This is a genomic window from Winkia neuii subsp. neuii DSM 8576 (assembly GCF_000420405.1).
GTDB lineage: Bacteria > Actinomycetota > Actinomycetes > Actinomycetales > Actinomycetaceae > Winkia > Winkia neuii.
Window position 1 is genome coordinate 89,384 of record NZ_ATUW01000007.1, and the last position, 15,481, is coordinate 104,864.

Consider the following 15,481-nt stretch of genomic DNA (forward strand, 5'->3'; position numbering starts at 1 on the left):
TTCTACCCCAAATTAGGGCCGCTTTCTAGCTCTGAGCACTACCCCTCCGGCTATGCTCACAGCTGCCAACACAGCTACCACACTGGCCACCGTACCCGTGGAAGCAAGCGGATTTGCCACCACACGTACCGCGATGCGCCGGTGTACTTTACCGTCTTTTCCACGAAGTTCGACCACAATGCGCCCAGCAGGCTTTGCCTTCTTTGAGGCGTCCACCCGCAGGGACCCATCCGAATTTTGGTGAACCTCGCCTTGGCCTTCTACCACTGCGGGTTTACCTGCAGACGGCTTGCCGGGAATAACCACGTGCCCGCCAGGGGTAACCTTGCCCGAATCCGAAGTGGGATCGCCCTCGGAAGGGCTGGGCTGATCCTGCGGCTTTTCAGGCACAACAGGATTTTCGGGCACAACGGGCTTTTCCGGGTCGGAAAGTTTCTTGTACTTCAGCTCGACAATGGTGCCCGCAGCCTTGTTCGCAGCGAACTTCACCTGCTTTGTGACAATCTGGTAGCCAGCAATCTGCGGAGCCTGAACCGTATATTCCTGGCCAATCCGGTAGAAGGCACCCGCATCGGCTCCAGTACGTTCGACAAGCCCTGGGCCAACCCACACCTGGTCTCGTGCAACGGGCTTGCCGGCCTCGTCCAAGAAACGCAGCGTAGCAGACGCGCCATTTACTATGTGCCCTGAAGAGGGGGCCAGAACCGAATCACGAATATTCTGGTTGTCAGAAATCAGGTTCACAAAACGCCCGTTGCCCGCAAACGAATCGTCTGCCACAGCACCGATGCGCGCCGGCAACGACACCTCGACCAGGCGGTTATTGGCAAAAGCTTTAGCCGCGATTTCAGTAGACTTATCCGAGAAGAGGCGAATATTTGCCTGCGGCTCAATCGCTACAGGAGGCTCAAACTCCACCGAAGTCAGCTGGTTGTTCGCAAATGCGCCCTCGCCAATTTCTTCTATGCGGGAACCAAAGTGCACGGCCTGCAACTGGTTGTTGGCAAACGCGTAGGCCCCGTAGTGGTTGGTGTATTTGCCGGCGGTCAGCTTGCCAATCTGGTTGTCAGCAAATGCGCCTGCCCCCACCTTGTGCATCAAAGAAGGCAACGCAACTTCCTGCAACTGGTTGCGCGCAAAAGCTCCAACACCTATCTGGCGCAAATTCACCGGAAATTCAATTCGCTTCAGAGCGTTGTCCGCGAATGCCCCGTCGCCAATGGCACTTAGGGTGCCTAGCTTCCCCAAGTTATTCGCTTCGGTAACGGACCTTCCCGCGAGCGCGAATTCGCCCACCTTATTTACCGGCCGAACGGTCCCGTTCTTGTCGGGGGCCGAGGACGGGAAGTCTAGCGGCCCCCCTTCGCCCAGGTAACGAAGCAAAATGTTTCTGGAATTGGGGGCCATCAGGAACGGCGCCTTGGACTTTTCGACCACCCTGAGTAGGTCTCGTTCGTAGCTTTTTCCAGCTTTGTCGGTGGTTACCACCTTAACGCGGAGCCCCAACAGAAGTGGCTGCGGCAGGTCGATACGGTACTGGCCCAACTTGTCGGTATTTACCGCGGGCAAATCGGTGCAGGAGCGATCGACTATTCCGTCTCCGCAGAGGCTGACTTGCACGGTACCTCCCGGCAAGGCGGTGCCAAGCACGCTCGTGTCACCCTCTACCAATGGTTCGCGCACATTGCCTTTTAAGTCCGCAGCTAGGAAATTGACCTTAGTGAGCCTGCTCTTCAGCGTCACCTTCTTAGTCTCTTCCAGGTATGAGACGAGCTTGTTGCGCGGGGCAGAAATAGTAACTTCTTGCCCAAGCTGGTAGAAGTCAGACGCCTTGCGAGTGTAGGAGTACGAAGTGCCTGAAAAATCCGGTCCCAGGTAGGTGGCGAACTTTTCTTGCTTTTCACTGCCTACCATTTCTACAGATACTTCCACCTGTGCCGGGTTGACCAGGTACAGCTTATCCACCGAGGTCAACTTCGCAGGGTTGGTGGGGGCAGTCAGGATCTGGTTGTAGTCAGCGTCCCAGGGTTCGCGTGTCATGCGGAAGGCCTGCGGGTCTATGCTCTTCACATTCGGCATGTCGATGATCGCCCCATGCGTGTCAGTGAAGGCACCGGCCGGGATGTGGGTAATCCCCGCCATGCCCGTTATGCGCTGAGCACCAGTTTGCGCCAACGAATCTGCCTGCAGCTCTTTGACTGTGGAGGGGACGTGCAAGGTGCCCTCCTTCTTAATCGCAAAGGTCAAGGCCTTTGGTTCAATAGTGGTAAGACCTTCAGGTAGCTTGAGCGATTCCAAGTACTTCCAGGCGAAAGCGTTGCTGGCGAGAACAGTTACGGGCAGGTGGGCGTTAGAGGCCGGATCCACGTAGTACGCGGGCACCTCTACCTTCTTATATTTGCCAGTAAATTTCTTCACCACCGCGTGGTCGGCAAAGACCTCCCACTCGAAATCGTTTTGGCTAGCCTCGGCTACCTTTTCCGGCGCTTTTTGGCCAGGTACAGGCTCCGGAATAGAATCCGTTGCCCCTTCCGCGTAGGTGAGGTTCGCCCTGATCATGCCGGCGCCTACCACGTTCGCGTCGAGCGCGGGCGTGAATGCTCCGTTGAATAGGTAGGTCCTGCGCGTCGCCTGCGCATTGGTACCTTGCGTATCCACTGCTACCCCTACAGCATCCGGGCCGGGATGGTTTTGCACCACGGCCACGTAGAAGGTGGAGTTGGCAGGTACTGCGTACCCTGACAGGTCGATGTTGTTCCACCCGTCTTTCAGCTTTACCTTGTCTAGCTGGGCAAGGGTTTGCAGACGCTGATTTTCGTCCTCGGCAAGCACTAGCACTTTCACATCCCGGTTGGCAGTGTTCGTCTTTTGCACGTATGCGTCTACGGAAGCTAGCGTCGCCGGGGTCTTAGCGGGGTAGAAGCGCACCGCCACCCCTCGGCCCGCCTTGTTATGGACCACGTTTGTGCGGGCAGTGCCGTTGTCGTAAGACACCTTTGCAGAAGAACCGGCAAGTTTTTCCAACTTGAACACATGCCCGGTAACAGCTTCGTCAGAGCCAACTACAAGGTCAGCGGGCTTGTATCCGGGCGCGAAGGCTCGCAGAGTAACCTTCCCCTCCCGGTAAACACCCGGCAGAACGAATGCTCCGCTGGCTTCCACCTTCGCCGGAGCGATATTGGCATCCTCAACTACGCGCACGTGCGCGCCGGGCACAGCAGCTCCACCAGCATCTAGAACCTTGCCTGCAAAATCTGACTGGACAGCTTTCTCGAGCACAAATTCCAGGTTCGCGTTTTGCGATACTTGGCGCTGCTGGCTGACAAATCCGTAAGCACTCGCCTTTACCGTCCAGGTGCCAGTAGAAATGTTCAGGTTGAATGAACCGTCTGCTTCGTTTACCGGAACTTTCCTGTCAAGTTGGGTTACCTCGACGCGAGCGCCCGGGACCGGAACGGTATCAACCTGAGCCGGCTTGGCGCCCTCGGCAAAGGACTGAGGAGTGAACTTCTGCCCTGCCGCAATAATCTGCGCGGCCACATCCTTGCCGGATTCAACTGGCACTGACGGGGCTCCTACCCGAATGTTGTCCAGATACCATCCCAGTTCGTAGTCGTTGACCACGTTCTTACCGGTCTTTTGTACAAAGCGCAACGCAATCGATTGGCCCGCATACTTGTCCAGGTCTGCCTGAATCCACCTAAAGGTGAACTTAGTGCCGTTGTCCATGATCTGCGCAGCGTCGAGCAAAGTTGTGGCGGTGCCATCTTGCTTCACTACCTCGACGCTGGACAGATTGTCTTGGTATTCGCCTAGATACTGCTGGGCGTTGTAGCTTTCGAATTCCAACACCGATCCCTTGGTAGGAATAAGGAAAGGGGTTTGCACGTAGGAATGCTGCTGGCGCGATACTCGCGCATCGGCCAAATCACTTCCCGCAATCGGACGGCCTAGGTTTGTGCCCCACACCGAATCGCCCCGAGCAATTTTTTCGCGCAGACCGAGCTGCGCCTGCCGCAACGGCAAAGTGGAAGAGGAATCCGCTACCTTCAGGGGGACCCCCGCCTGCCAGTCGTTGGCACGGCCTTCGATGGTTCCCGTGGTGAAGGCGTCTGCTGCGGTGCCACTGTAAGAGGCCACATTTTCCAACTTGGCGCGAGTTAGCGAAACGGATTTTTCTACCGCGGCCTCGTTGCCGAAGCTATCTACAGGACGCACCGCATAAACCGCCTTCTGGCCTATTTCAAGCGTCGTATCGAGGTAGGCAAGTTTAGCTGCGTCTTTGTCTACGGTGGCGATCTTTTGCGCAGTGGCTAGGTCTTTGCCTCGGTAAATGGCATATCCAGTCACGTCGTTATCTGCCACCGCAGACCAGTTCAGTTCCACACCTGGCCCCCGCTGAGTGCCCTGCAAGGAAGTTACTGGCGAGGGCGCCAGCTTGTCTGCCGCATCAACACTTACGTTGTCGATGTACCAGCCTGCGCCGGTACCGTGGTCTGGGTAGCGGAAGGCGAATCGCACAAAGATCGGGCCTTCGTGCCCTGCCCACTTCTCGAGGCTATAGTAGACGCGCTTCCAGGCGGGCGAAGTGCCCGGAGGAATCAGCTTTTCGTCCAGGTCTTCCCACTTGCCATTTTCGCTGGTAGATACCTGAATTTTTGCTGTGGTAACGCCGTTAAACCCTAAGTATTCGTCATAGGCCAATGCCGGTTTTTTACCGCGCAGCCCGGATAGATCCAGTGGCGGCATTGTGGCGTATGAATCGATCTGCCTCGTTGGGGTGCGGTGCCCGACCCTTGTGCCTATGAGCTTTTTCCCGATGGGAGCCGGTTCGTTCGGCTGCGCAGGTGAGGACCAGTTCCAGTCACCAGCCACCGGGCCTGCCGCGGAACTACCCGAGAACTGCCAGCCGTCGACATTGTCTTCAAAATCGTTAGCGTATTCGCCGGGGCGGATTCCGGGCTTTACCTCTATCGTGTGCACCTTCGCGGCACCGACTTCTTTGCCTGCGAAATCTTTGGCTACGATCTTCACCTGCACCTGTTTCGCGGAAATCGCCGAGGCCGGAATGTTGGCCTCGTAATTACCTTTGCGGGCCGTGCCAGTTAGCTGGCGCATGGGAAGTTCAGCAAATGCGCCTGCCTTCCCGTTCCGGTAGTAGGCCTTCACGGAGGTCAGTGCTGTATCGTCGGCGACCTTGGCCGCTAGCTTTATAGCTTGACCAGCAAAAGCGAGCTTGGGCCAGATCGGCTCAATGGTGGGATCTTCCCTGTCGCTGCCCTTCTGCAACACGCGGCCGGTAATTGTTAGGGTGTCGTCTTGCTGCTTGCCGTCCTTCAGTGCTTTTGCTTTGCGCACGGCGTCGTAGGCGTTCAGGTTACCGTAGCCGTAGCCCATGTTGGGGCTCTTAGGGTAGCGGAGGTCGGTGGCTCCGATCGCAGTAGAGCGCAGGATCTGTTCGATTTGCTCGACTGTAAGCTTGGGGTTGGCCTGCAACATCAAAGCAACCGTGCCAGTTACGTGCGGGGCAGCCATAGAGGTTCCTGACCAAGCGGCATATCCACCCCCTGCTAGTGCGGAGCGGACGTTCACCCCGGGCGCGCAAATGTCGGGTTTAACCTGTTGTTTGCTAAATGGGGAGGGGCCGACGCGCGAGAAGTCGGCTAGCTTGCCTGCGCGATCGCAGGCAGCTACCGAAAATACGCCGGGCAGGTTGCCCGGGTTAGCAATGGAGCCATCGGCAGGGTAGTCGTTGGTGTTGCCCGCAGCGAATACGGGAAAGATCCCTGCCTCCCGCCAGCGGGTCACGATGGGGGCGAACCAGTCACTCTTTTCGCTGTCTCCACCCCAAGAGTTGTTTACGACGCGGGGAGCGTTCTCGGCACGCCCGCCCGGTTTCATAATCCATTCGGCGGCGCGCAACATGTCTGCTTCATCTCCGGCCCCGGTGCCAATTGCGCGGGCTGCAACGTATTTTGCACCCGGGGCCACCCCTATTTGATTCTTGCTTCCTGCCTTGCCCACGATCGTACCGGCAACGTGGGTGCCGTGATCGTGAGAGGGATCGGTGAGTTCTGCCCTGTCGGTGGTAACGAAATCCTTATAGCTGCGGTCCACCCCAAAAAGCCCGTAGTCTTTGTCGTAGGCATTGAACTGGGTGGCAATTGCCGGATGCTTGTAGTTGGTTCCCGAATCGATAATGCCTACGGTTACCCCCTTGCCGTCAATTTTTAACTCATCCCATACGCGGGGGGCACCGATTGCCGAGATTCCCCACTCTATTCCAGACTTATCCGTTTTTTCCTTGGGGGAAACGATTGGTTGGTCTTGGTGCAGTTCTTTATTTAGACGCACCGACTTTACGTCGGTTCTGTGGGAAATTTGTTTGATTAGGGAACCACTTAGCTCTGCGGCTATAGCGTTTACAATGTAGAAGCTTTCTACATTTTTTGCTTTGCCTTGTTTTTCGTACTTTTTCAGCACGTCGAGTAGCGGGGTTTGCGATTCGGTGGCGGTTTCTGTCAGCGCTCCGATTACTGCTTTTCGCTGCGAAAGGGCGTCGTCTGCCGCTTCTGCTTTAGCTTCTGCAACGTCAGCTTTGGCAGTCATTTCGATGATTACTGGTTGTTTCGCCGAGTTTCCTGATGCCGCTATTTCTTTCTGCAGGGGGGCAGAAAGATTCGGAGTAATGTCATTCACGCGTGGCGTCGCACTGGCGAAAGTGGCACCCGCGCACAAGCTTAGGCCCACACCTACTACGAGGGCGGCCCTGGGGATATACATCCCCTTCTGGGGAATCTTCACTAAGGTTCTCCTAACCTTACCTAAAACTTTGCGTCAGAGATAATACAGGACAAAACCCCAGGTTAGGAATACTTAGTTTTTAACTATTTCGCGGTAAGCGGTTCTTTGCGGTTGAGGGGGCTGCGCGTAACCTGCACAGCTTGCTCCTCTTTTGCGAAGAAAACCTAATGCGACGCTACCCCACTTATGGCCAACAACCCGTTACCGCCCACCTATGTAGCCGCTGTTATACGTCTTAGCTTCTGAGGGCGTCGGAGGGTTGGATTTGGCTGGCCCTCCAGGTGGCTATTGCTCCCCCGACTAAGCCGACTAGGGCACCTGCAAGTATTGTTGGGGGGATGAGGCGCATGTCCAGAACGGGCTGCCAGGCTCTAGCAATTGTTACCCCCAAGATGGCTAGTACTGCCAGGTAGCTGCCGATTATTCCGCCCATAATTCCTGTGATTACGGCTTCGGTCAGTACTAGGGCTGCTACGTGTTTTTTGCGTGCCCCTATGGCTCTGCGCAAACCGAATTCTCCAGCACGCTGAAAGACTGAGGTGGTCATCGTGTTGGTAAGCATAAGTACGGCTGCTAACAGCGTCACTCCTGTGAGTGTGGCAAGCATAGTTTTCAGGTTTGTTTCTATCTGTTCGCGCATTCCTTTTGGGTCCGGGGGTGCAGTAACGTTGACCCGTTCAGCTGCGGGGATCCATGCGGCTGGAGCTTGCCTGGCTACCTGTTCCCCCGCCCCAGGCTGGACTTTTATTTCCACTGCGGCGTAAGTCTGTTTAGATAATTCGGCTGCGGTGGTCTCGGTGCATGTGAGGGCAGAGAGCATTTTTACTTGTAAGCCTGCGTCGTCAATAATCCCAACTACGTTTAGGGGCCTGCCTTTTACCCAAATAACAGGGTCCGCCATCAAAGGCCCCAGTTTTATGTCACTGGCCAGGCGCTTGCCTACTAGCACTTGACCATCTTCTATTGTTTTCACCGCTCCTGACCCGTTTGTGGTGTGGAAGAGTTTTGCTGGAACCTTTCCGCCAACTAGGCCTACTAGTTCTGTAGAGGGCGTCCGCGCCTCCCCTGGGCGCCCGCTGGCGGCAACTGGATTATGCCCTATAAGGGTTGAGGCAGCTTTTACCCCTGCAAGCCCCCTCACGCGCGCAAGAGACTGGGTGCTCTGGGCCTGTTCTGCTGCTGGACTAGTTGCTTCTAGCCCGGACACTGACATTGTGACTCTTGAATTTCGCTGCGCATCGAAAAGATCTGAGACTTGCCCGCTCGCGGTTTGAGCGAGACCAATGGTAGTTAGCGCTAGGCCTACACCTAACGCGACTGCGCCGACTAAAGCTGCGGTTCTACTGGGTTTTGCCCGCAGTGATGCCCACACGTCTTTGAGGCATTCGGTAAATTTTAGGGTGGATGGTTGCCCTAGGGGCTCTTGGACCGCTAATTCTTGCGTCTCGTTTCCGCTTGTTCGAGGGGCCTCTTCCGTAACTTCCCCGTCTACTACTCTAAGGCGACGGCGAGCCCGGTTTGCGACCTGACTGTCGTGGGTAACGACAACAACGGTAACCCCGGAGCGGTTGAGCTTTTCGAGCACATCCATAATGGCGTTAGAGGAGGCGGAGTCTAGGTTTCCGGTGGGTTCGTCGGCAAAAAGAACACTCACGCGCGAGGTTATGGCCCTAGCTATGGCTACCCTTTGGCGTTCCCCACCCGAGAGCACGGCTACGTCTACGTCCGCTTTATGTGCTAGCCCCACAAAGTCGAGCGCTTGGTCAGCGAGGGTGTTACGTTTAGCTTCGCTTAGACCGCGGTAGAGGGTTCCTAGCGCTACGTTGTTGCGTACATTTCTACCGGCTAGCAGGTGGAAGGATTGAAAAATAAAGGCGAATCTATCTGAGCGCACCCTGGCTCTTTGCCTATCGGATAGCGCGGTGGTTTCTACCCCGTCTACAAAGTATTCGCCGCTGGTGGGTTTATCTAAGAGGGCGAGTTGGTTGAGGAGGGTGGATTTGCCTGATCCTGAAGGGCCTACTATGGCTACGTATTCGCCTTGGCGGATGCGAATATCTACCCCGCGTAGGGCTTGCACCTGGGCTTTTTGCCCGTAGGTTTTGCATAGCCCCTTGGTTACGAGTTCGCTCATCGGTCTATCCGCACTATTGCACCCTCGCGCACTCCGGCCCCTTCGACTGCGCACATTCCTTGCATGCACTTGTTGCTAACAACTTTTGTTTTCGTAAATGTTTTGCCCTTTTGTAGCAAAATGTTCGCTGCCCCGTCTGCTCCGAAAGCTACAGCGCGTTGGGGAACAACTAGGGCTCCTTTTACGGGTTCGGATAAGTTGAGCGTTACGAGTACCGCATCGTTTCCGGCCCATTCTTCTGGGATGTCTGCTTCCGAGGGCGAAAACACGATTCGTGACATGTTCTGGGAGGTATCAGCGCCTTCTGGAGCATCGCCCTGTTCTGGGGCGGGCTCGGATTTATCTTTTTGTTCTTGGGTTTGAACCTGGGCAACTTTTACTCGCAGAGTTTTTCCTGATGCCTCAGCTTTTCCGGTCAGGCCGTTTTTTACCTTTACCCCCACAGCTGACGGGACAGTTGCCACCAAAGACATTTTCCCACCCGAGAGTTTCACTTTGGTGTTTTTCCCATCTACGCTAGTGCCCACATTTGGCAGATCCACTACTTTTGCAGGCAGCTTGTCCGAGACCACAACCTCGCTAGCAGGCAACACTACTTTACCGGCAGAAGGTGCTTTAGACTCGCTCTTTTTGCCCCTACCTGGATCTTTACCTTCTGCTTCGTTCTCTGGAGAGCTTTCCCCTATTTGGGCTTTAGAACCGGCCCTGCGGTACAGGCCTTTAATACAGGTTGCTGTGTAGGAGCCAAATGTTCCGTCCGCACGCACCTGGTAGCCTGCCGCATTTAACGCTTTTTGTACTAGCAGAACATCGTCTCCGCTCATGCCCTCGGATACATCGCGGTAGAGCGGAAAACTTCCGGCAAAGACAAATAGGGGGCGTCCATTTACCCAGACCAGCACGCTGCCAGAGGAGACGTTTTCCCCTTTTGCTGCCCCACTGCGCGTAATCACCCCACCGCCTTCACCAGCAGGTATGGGAAGATCAGTACTTTCAGCAAATTCGGCCTTGGCGTTAGCGGTAGTGGTCTCTGCCAAATCCTGTCGCACAATTTTGGCTGTGACCGCACGAGCCGCCGGGGGTTTGGCTTGCGCCTGCCGCTGGGTTGGAGATACTAAACGAGTTGCTAAAAACCAGGTTCCGCATACCAGAACCACCGCACCAACCACAACTAAAATTGCCACGTATTTGGAAGAACTAAATTGTTTCAGCATTTATTTTTCGTATTCGTCAATCACTTGCAGCGCGCGCTTGCCTTTTTCTTCATCCTTCTTCAAGTCAGCATCCAAGTCTGCCTTATGCGCTTCCACGAACTTCTTGCGCAAATCCCATTCCGCCTCATACAGATTGTGGATCCATCCCGACTGCTCCCTACATTTGGCATCGTGAGTTGCCAGCTCAATTTCCTCTGAAGAAGGCTTCCCTGTTGGCGTCCACTGCGGCCACCTATCCAACAGGGCTTGAGGCAACATGGTGTCCGTTTGCCAGGGATAATCAGGCAAACCAGCTATACCCAAAGGCCGCATGCACTCGCGCCACTGCTTACCAGAGTCAACCAGCGCCGGCACCGAGGCATAATCCACATGCAGCCGATTGAGCTGGGATCCTACACTATCCAGATCTGGCTCTATTTCATCTAATTCTTTAGGCTCTTCTGTCGGCTCATTCGGATCCGCCAGACGCTCCCTAGTCTTGTCTAGACACTTGTCGCGCGCATCCAGGAAATCCTTGCTCTTATTCGCATAAAGGCCGCCCTCTCCGGCCTCATGTATCGCCTCTTCTGCAGTGTTGCGCGGATCCGGAGCGAACCTATAGCCGTACTTCTTCGCTAACTGCACGTTAAAAATACTAGAAATCCCGTCCCCCGCCAATGTTTCGGGTTTAGGCGCAGATAAATCAGTAATTACGGGATCATCAAACCCCTTATCCTTCATACAACGCGAGGTTAGTAATTCCTGCGCAAGCATATCTAATTCACTCGCAGGAGCACCCAAATAAGGGTCCGTGGGTAACGTCCACCTACCCTCATCCTTTTTCACATCCGTAGAAATACGATAATTTTTACTGCTCTCACTACCATTTGCATTTTTACTTGAGCCAGAACTACACCCAGATAGCGCAAGCCCTAAACAAATACAGAGAATTGCCGCCTTTATTGAACGCATAAATACAAACCTAAATAAAGATAGCAGGTGGGCGCCACCATCATGACGCCCACCTAATCAGCCATTACTTCCAGCGCCCATTTCCGTAGAAATTATGATGCCACAACATGCGAGACCCGGTCGCAGGCCCATAAACACCATCCGCCGCAAGCCCGTATATATTCTGAGTTCTACTAATAGCTCTTCTAACAGAAGGACCGTAATACCCATCAATAGATACATACGATATACGTTCCCCATATTTCAGCGAATATTGCAGGGCACGTACAGCATAATTATGGTTTATTTGATCCACTTCTAAATAACAATTTACCGAGCCACCGTTCCTGGTAGCGGGAGCCCATACTTCACCTCCAACGGTGATTGGTTTACTGACTCTGCCCCAGCATTTACCTCTAGCACTTAACACCCGCTGAGAACTAATAGTAGACACGGACGTACTGGCAGTAGAGCTACTCATGGGACCTGCTGCTGCGGTAGCTGGCATCAGTGCCAGCAGTGAGACTGTTACTGCTAGTTGAAGAACTGTTTTTTTTGACATACGAGGAACCCCTCTTATAGTCGATCCATGGAACGGCGCACCGTCGCGCCACAACTGAGCCTACCATCACAGAAACCCTATTACTACGTTTTAGGGGTTAATTAGATATAAACATCAGATGTACGCTACATTATAGAAATCTAATTTTCTTTTAATCTTTCTCCCGCCGCCTACCCGTATCTCATCCCATGCCAACTACGCGTTAGCACGTCCAATACTTTGCGCGCACTAGAATTATCCATATGAGCTGCAACAACACTCATCCACAACGGGAGGTTAATATGATTCCGATCCCAACTTTTCCATTAAAATATTTCATTTTATTTTAATAAATAATTCGGCAGAACGCTTAACGCATAGCAGCTAGGTACAACAACGCCAAGGATAACCCTAAGCAAGCCAACTGCACCTAGCTGCTAACGTCCCGCAGAACTACTAGCTATTTTTGGTGCCAGAGACGCCCTCTTGCCTAAACGTCGGGTGCAGCAGACTCACCGAGAGGCCCAACCCCAACAGCACAACGCACACCGCTATCGGCATCCACGCTGTTACGCCATACAAGGCAGTTGACGCCACCGGCGCTAACACGTATGCGGCACCATTGTTAGCGTTGATAAGTCCGGCCACACTTCCCTGTTCGCGGGACTCCATCCGAAGTGTAGGCGCGGCGTTATACCCCGGCATGGCCAGCCCTGAACCGATCCCCACTAAAACGCACGCTACTACGAATACCCATAAATGTGTCGGATGAATTAGCAGCGCCACCGCTACGAGAGAAATCGCAAGCCCTCTACGGAACAGCCGCACCGCACTCCAGCCCAATCTGGGCGCAACTACTGCTTGGGCAATAATCATTACCACGCCCATTACCGTCATACACAATGCCGTATATCCGGCGGTTTCGCCTGCGCTCAGACGCAACGCGTCCTGTAACAAAAATCCGCACACTGTGGTCAACGTAGAAAATACCGTGAACATCAAAAATCCACATGCCAGAAAGGCGAAGATTCTGGCGTCAAAATAACTAACTTTGGCCGGTTTACCAACCTGTCCCTTACCGTGAGTGGGTTTAAATGTTGCAAGTAACACCACTACTGCCACCGCAATCATGGCCGGCATCACCACCAAAGGCAACATAAATCCCCCGAAGGCCGCTAAGCTCCCGCCAACTAGTGCCCCCAAGATCGTGGCAAAGCCTTGAGCCGCTCCAAGCATACCTACACCTTTGACGCGCTGAGCCTCGCTGTACGTATGAGTGACAATGTAGGTCTGGGCGGCCGGAGTAATCGCAGCGATTGAACCGCCATAGAAAAACCCTCTAGTAAGCACTACCCCAGCAACTAGAGCGCCCCCCGTAAGCACACCTTTTAATCCGAACCAAGCCACCACAGCGAAACCCGACAGTGACACGGCTGCACCGGCCATACCCGCAACCAAAATTGAGCGCGTTCCTCGCCTCAGAGAAATCCTCCCCCAAGCTGTAGAGGTAAGCGCGAGCACGATTGCGGCCAATGAGATCGTTGCCCCGATATGCCACTCTTTGAGCCCAATTTCGCGCGAGAGCGGCGCGATTATCGGATTTAGAATCATTTGCCCCATATACGCCAGCAATGTCGCCATAAAAAGCGGCAAAATGCCGGGGATGCGGTTTGCACCTTCCGCACCCCTTTGTTTGACCTGCGCGGTTGCATCAGACATGTAGGTTCCTTTCTAGAGACTGGAAATGAATGAACCAAATACTAGAACAGTGTTCTAGTACTGTCAACGTGCTGGCCCGCTATGCTGTTGTCATGCGCGCTAAGACCGGAAACACAGGCAGACGAGTCGGCCTGAACCAAGAAAAAATACGCCGAGCGGCAAAAACTCTAACCCGCGAAAATGGGTTGGATAATTGGTCTATTCGCGATCTGGCAGTACAGCTAGAAGTTGCTCCTTCAGTGATATACCACTATTTCGCCAATAGAGACGCGGTAGTTGACGCCGTAATAGCTGATTTAGTTGCGTCCATTACCCTTCCTGACGAAAGCTTAGAGTGGAAGCAGTGGTTTATAGGTTTGGCTAAAAATGCTCGCCCAGTATTGCTGGAGCACCCGGGCGCAACCGAAAGGATGATGCGCGGCAATTTTAGCGCCGAAATGCTGCCGATTCTTGAAGCCTCCTTCAAAAAACTGCGCGAAGCAGGATTTCGCCGCCACATTGCTCAGGCTTACACAATGATCATCAATACAATTCTATGGATCATTGCAGCTCGTAATCTGCGCAGCCACACCCGCGTGAGTGAACGGCATGACCTGGAGCGTACCGTGACCCAGATTCAACCTCTAGCTGCGAACTCTGAGGCACTAACCTACATGCTCGATAACTACCTACTGCCCCTAACAAACCCTAAACACGAAGAACAGATAAGCCGGGAGTACTTCGACACCATGGTAAGAGCCCTTTTAGCAGGGCTGGAAAGCACCGTTTTACCCAAAGAAAAAGAAAAATAATTCACCGCGCACTATCGCAGTAGTATCTCAGTGCAGCTGCATTGCGTTTAGCACTATTTACCGCCGTAAGAGTGGAGACAAAGACGTCGGAAATGATCAAAAGCCCAGCTTCTCTACAAGTCTCCCCGACTAGCGGTTTTAGTTATTTCTGGCGTGGATTTAGTAGAAGTCGTCGCCCGCAGCGCGGCAGCTTTTGCTTTCAAACCTCGGCTAGTTTTACTTTGGGGTCGACCTAGGGGTGCGATTTTGACCTTCCGTTAATGGGTATTGCCATAGGGGTGGAATTATCGGTGTTGAGTGGTGGTCAGATGAGGCGTCTATGCGCTTGCTGTTGCACTGACAAGCGTAATAAAATGTGAGTGCAGTTAACGGCTGGAGGAGAAATGGCGTCAAGTAGTCTGACTATCCGTCTTGATAGTGGGTTGAAGGATGGGGCGGCAAATGTCGTGGAATCCTACGGGCTCGATCTATCGTCCGTCGTGCGGGCATTCTTCACGGAAATGGTGAATACCAACTCGATTCCTTTGTCTTTCGATTACAAGCGTCCAAATGAGGAGAGCCTTCAAGCTATCCGTGAGACTCAGGAAATGATTGCCTCAGGCGGCAGCGAAAGTTATGCGACTGGCCACGACCTCATCGAAGCAGCCTTGGCATGAGCAGGCGCCTACAGGCGAAATTCACTTCGACATTCAGCAGAGACCTGAAAAAGAAAGCCACCAAACGGCAATGGGACCTTGCAGAACTGGAATCTGTTATCGACCTGGTTCTAGAGAACACACAGGAATCTATTGGAGTCCTAAAACGCAGGCATCGGATGCACAGGCTCTCTGGCGAATGGGATGGCAGCAACGAGTGTCACGTTGCGAATGCTGGCAACTGGTTAGTTATCTGGAAGACTGACGGCGAGTTTGCCTATTTTCAGCGAACCGGATCCCACGACGAACTGTTTCACCGGTAAGTGGCGGTTCCAAGCGGGCAAAACTTGCCAAGTTCAAAACCGCCTACAAATAGCGAGATGACATGCCCATCTTCGAGTATATGAAATATACGTTTTTACGAGATAGTGTCTGTAACAAGGGGAAGTTCGATGGGCAATTCAAGCCAACTAATCATTCAAGTTATTGCCTAGCATGAGGCGAACGAGCACCAAAACGTTATTACCGCTATCGAAGTTGTTCCTGGATCTGAACGATCACGATGCTGTCGAGCTACGAGACGCCTACCTATCAAATCCAGCGTCTATGTGGAGCCACCTGCGGGAATCGAACCCGCGACCTATTCATTACGAGTGAATCGCTCTACCGACTGAGCTAAGGTGGCGCAGCAGGAAAAAGCTTACCTAAGCTTT

General features: G+C 53.7%; 9 protein-coding genes and 1 tRNA gene. 3 read left to right on the forward strand and 7 right to left on the reverse strand.

The features are described from left to right. Window positions 1–12: 12 nt before the first annotated feature. The 6 genes from G437_RS0107735 to G437_RS0107755 form a co-directional block, all read right to left on the reverse strand. Window positions 13–6,804, reverse strand: coding sequence for a S8 family serine peptidase (locus G437_RS0107735; RefSeq protein ID WP_024331992.1), 6,792 nt, complete (start codon window positions 6,802–6,804; stop codon window positions 13–15). Window positions 6,805–7,039: 235 nt separating this feature from the next. Further along, complete coding sequence (locus G437_RS10975; protein WP_024331993.1) at window positions 7,040–8,938, reverse strand: ABC transporter ATP-binding protein/permease; 1,899 nt, start codon at window positions 8,936–8,938, stop codon at window positions 7,040–7,042. Further along, window positions 8,935–10,152, reverse strand: coding sequence for a peptidoglycan-binding domain-containing protein (locus tag G437_RS0107745; protein ID WP_024331994.1), 1,218 nt, complete (start codon window positions 10,150–10,152; stop codon window positions 8,935–8,937). Before G437_RS0107745 ends, G437_RS10975 begins: the two co-directional genes overlap by 4 nt. Further along, window positions 10,153–10,872 carry a hypothetical protein gene (locus G437_RS0107750; protein WP_024331995.1) on the reverse strand — a complete coding sequence of 240 codons (720 nt, stop codon included), beginning with the start codon at window positions 10,870–10,872 and terminating at the stop codon, window positions 10,153–10,155. Window positions 10,873–11,167: 295 nt separating this feature from the next. Next, a complete protein-coding gene (locus G437_RS11660) occupies window positions 11,168–11,644 on the reverse strand; it encodes a peptidoglycan-binding domain-containing protein (protein WP_081638938.1) in 477 nt (158 codons plus the stop codon). A gap of 435 nt (window positions 11,645–12,079) precedes the next feature. Next, on the reverse strand, window positions 12,080–13,342 hold the full coding sequence (locus G437_RS0107755; protein ID WP_024331996.1) for an MFS transporter: 1,263 nt from the start codon (window positions 13,340–13,342) through the stop codon (window positions 12,080–12,082). A gap of 29 nt (window positions 13,343–13,371) precedes the next feature. On the opposite strand from G437_RS0107755, the gene G437_RS0107760 reads away from it, so the two are divergent. The 3 genes from G437_RS0107760 to G437_RS10615 all read left to right on the forward strand — a co-directional run bounded on the left by G437_RS0107760 (window position 13,372) and on the right by G437_RS10615 (window position 15,091). Continuing rightward, entirely contained in the window at window positions 13,372–14,133 is a 762-nt protein-coding gene (locus G437_RS0107760) for a TetR/AcrR family transcriptional regulator (protein ID WP_231782304.1), read from the forward strand. Between the two features lie 383 nt (window positions 14,134–14,516). Beyond that, window positions 14,517–14,789, forward strand: coding sequence for a type II toxin-antitoxin system RelB/DinJ family antitoxin (locus G437_RS0107765; RefSeq protein ID WP_024331998.1), 273 nt, complete (start codon window positions 14,517–14,519; stop codon window positions 14,787–14,789). Continuing rightward, a complete protein-coding gene (locus G437_RS10615; RefSeq protein ID WP_024331999.1) occupies window positions 14,786–15,091 on the forward strand; it encodes a type II toxin-antitoxin system RelE/ParE family toxin in 306 nt (101 codons plus the stop codon). Before G437_RS0107765 ends, G437_RS10615 begins: the two co-directional genes overlap by 4 nt. 286 nt (window positions 15,092–15,377) lie before the next feature. Here the strand turns inward: G437_RS10615 and G437_RS0107775 are convergent. Further along, window positions 15,378–15,453, reverse strand: a tRNA-Thr gene (locus G437_RS0107775). Window positions 15,454–15,481: the final 28 nt, after the last annotated feature.

Bases quoted from the DNA above. Each gene is read 5' to 3' on its own strand.
- G437_RS10975 (WP_024331993.1), bottom strand. From the start codon at position 8,938: ATGAGCGAACTCGTAACCAAGGGGCTATGCAAAACCTACGGGCAAAAA.
- G437_RS0107745 (WP_024331994.1), bottom strand. From the start codon at position 10,152: ATGCTGAAACAATTTAGTTCTTCCAAATACGTGGCAATTTTAGTTGTG.
- G437_RS0107750 (WP_024331995.1), bottom strand. From the start codon at position 10,872: ATGAAGGATAAGGGGTTTGATGATCCCGTAATTACTGATTTATCTGCG.
- G437_RS11660 (WP_081638938.1), bottom strand. From the start codon at position 11,644: ATGTCAAAAAAAACAGTTCTTCAACTAGCAGTAACAGTCTCACTGCTG.
- G437_RS0107755 (WP_024331996.1), bottom strand. From the start codon at position 13,342: ATGTCTGATGCAACCGCGCAGGTCAAACAAAGGGGTGCGGAAGGTGCA.
- G437_RS0107760 (WP_231782304.1), top strand. From the start codon at position 13,372: ATGAACCAAATACTAGAACAGTGTTCTAGTACTGTCAACGTGCTGGCC.
- G437_RS0107765 (WP_024331998.1), top strand. From the start codon at position 14,517: ATGGCGTCAAGTAGTCTGACTATCCGTCTTGATAGTGGGTTGAAGGAT.
- G437_RS10615 (WP_024331999.1), top strand. From the start codon at position 14,786: ATGAGCAGGCGCCTACAGGCGAAATTCACTTCGACATTCAGCAGAGAC.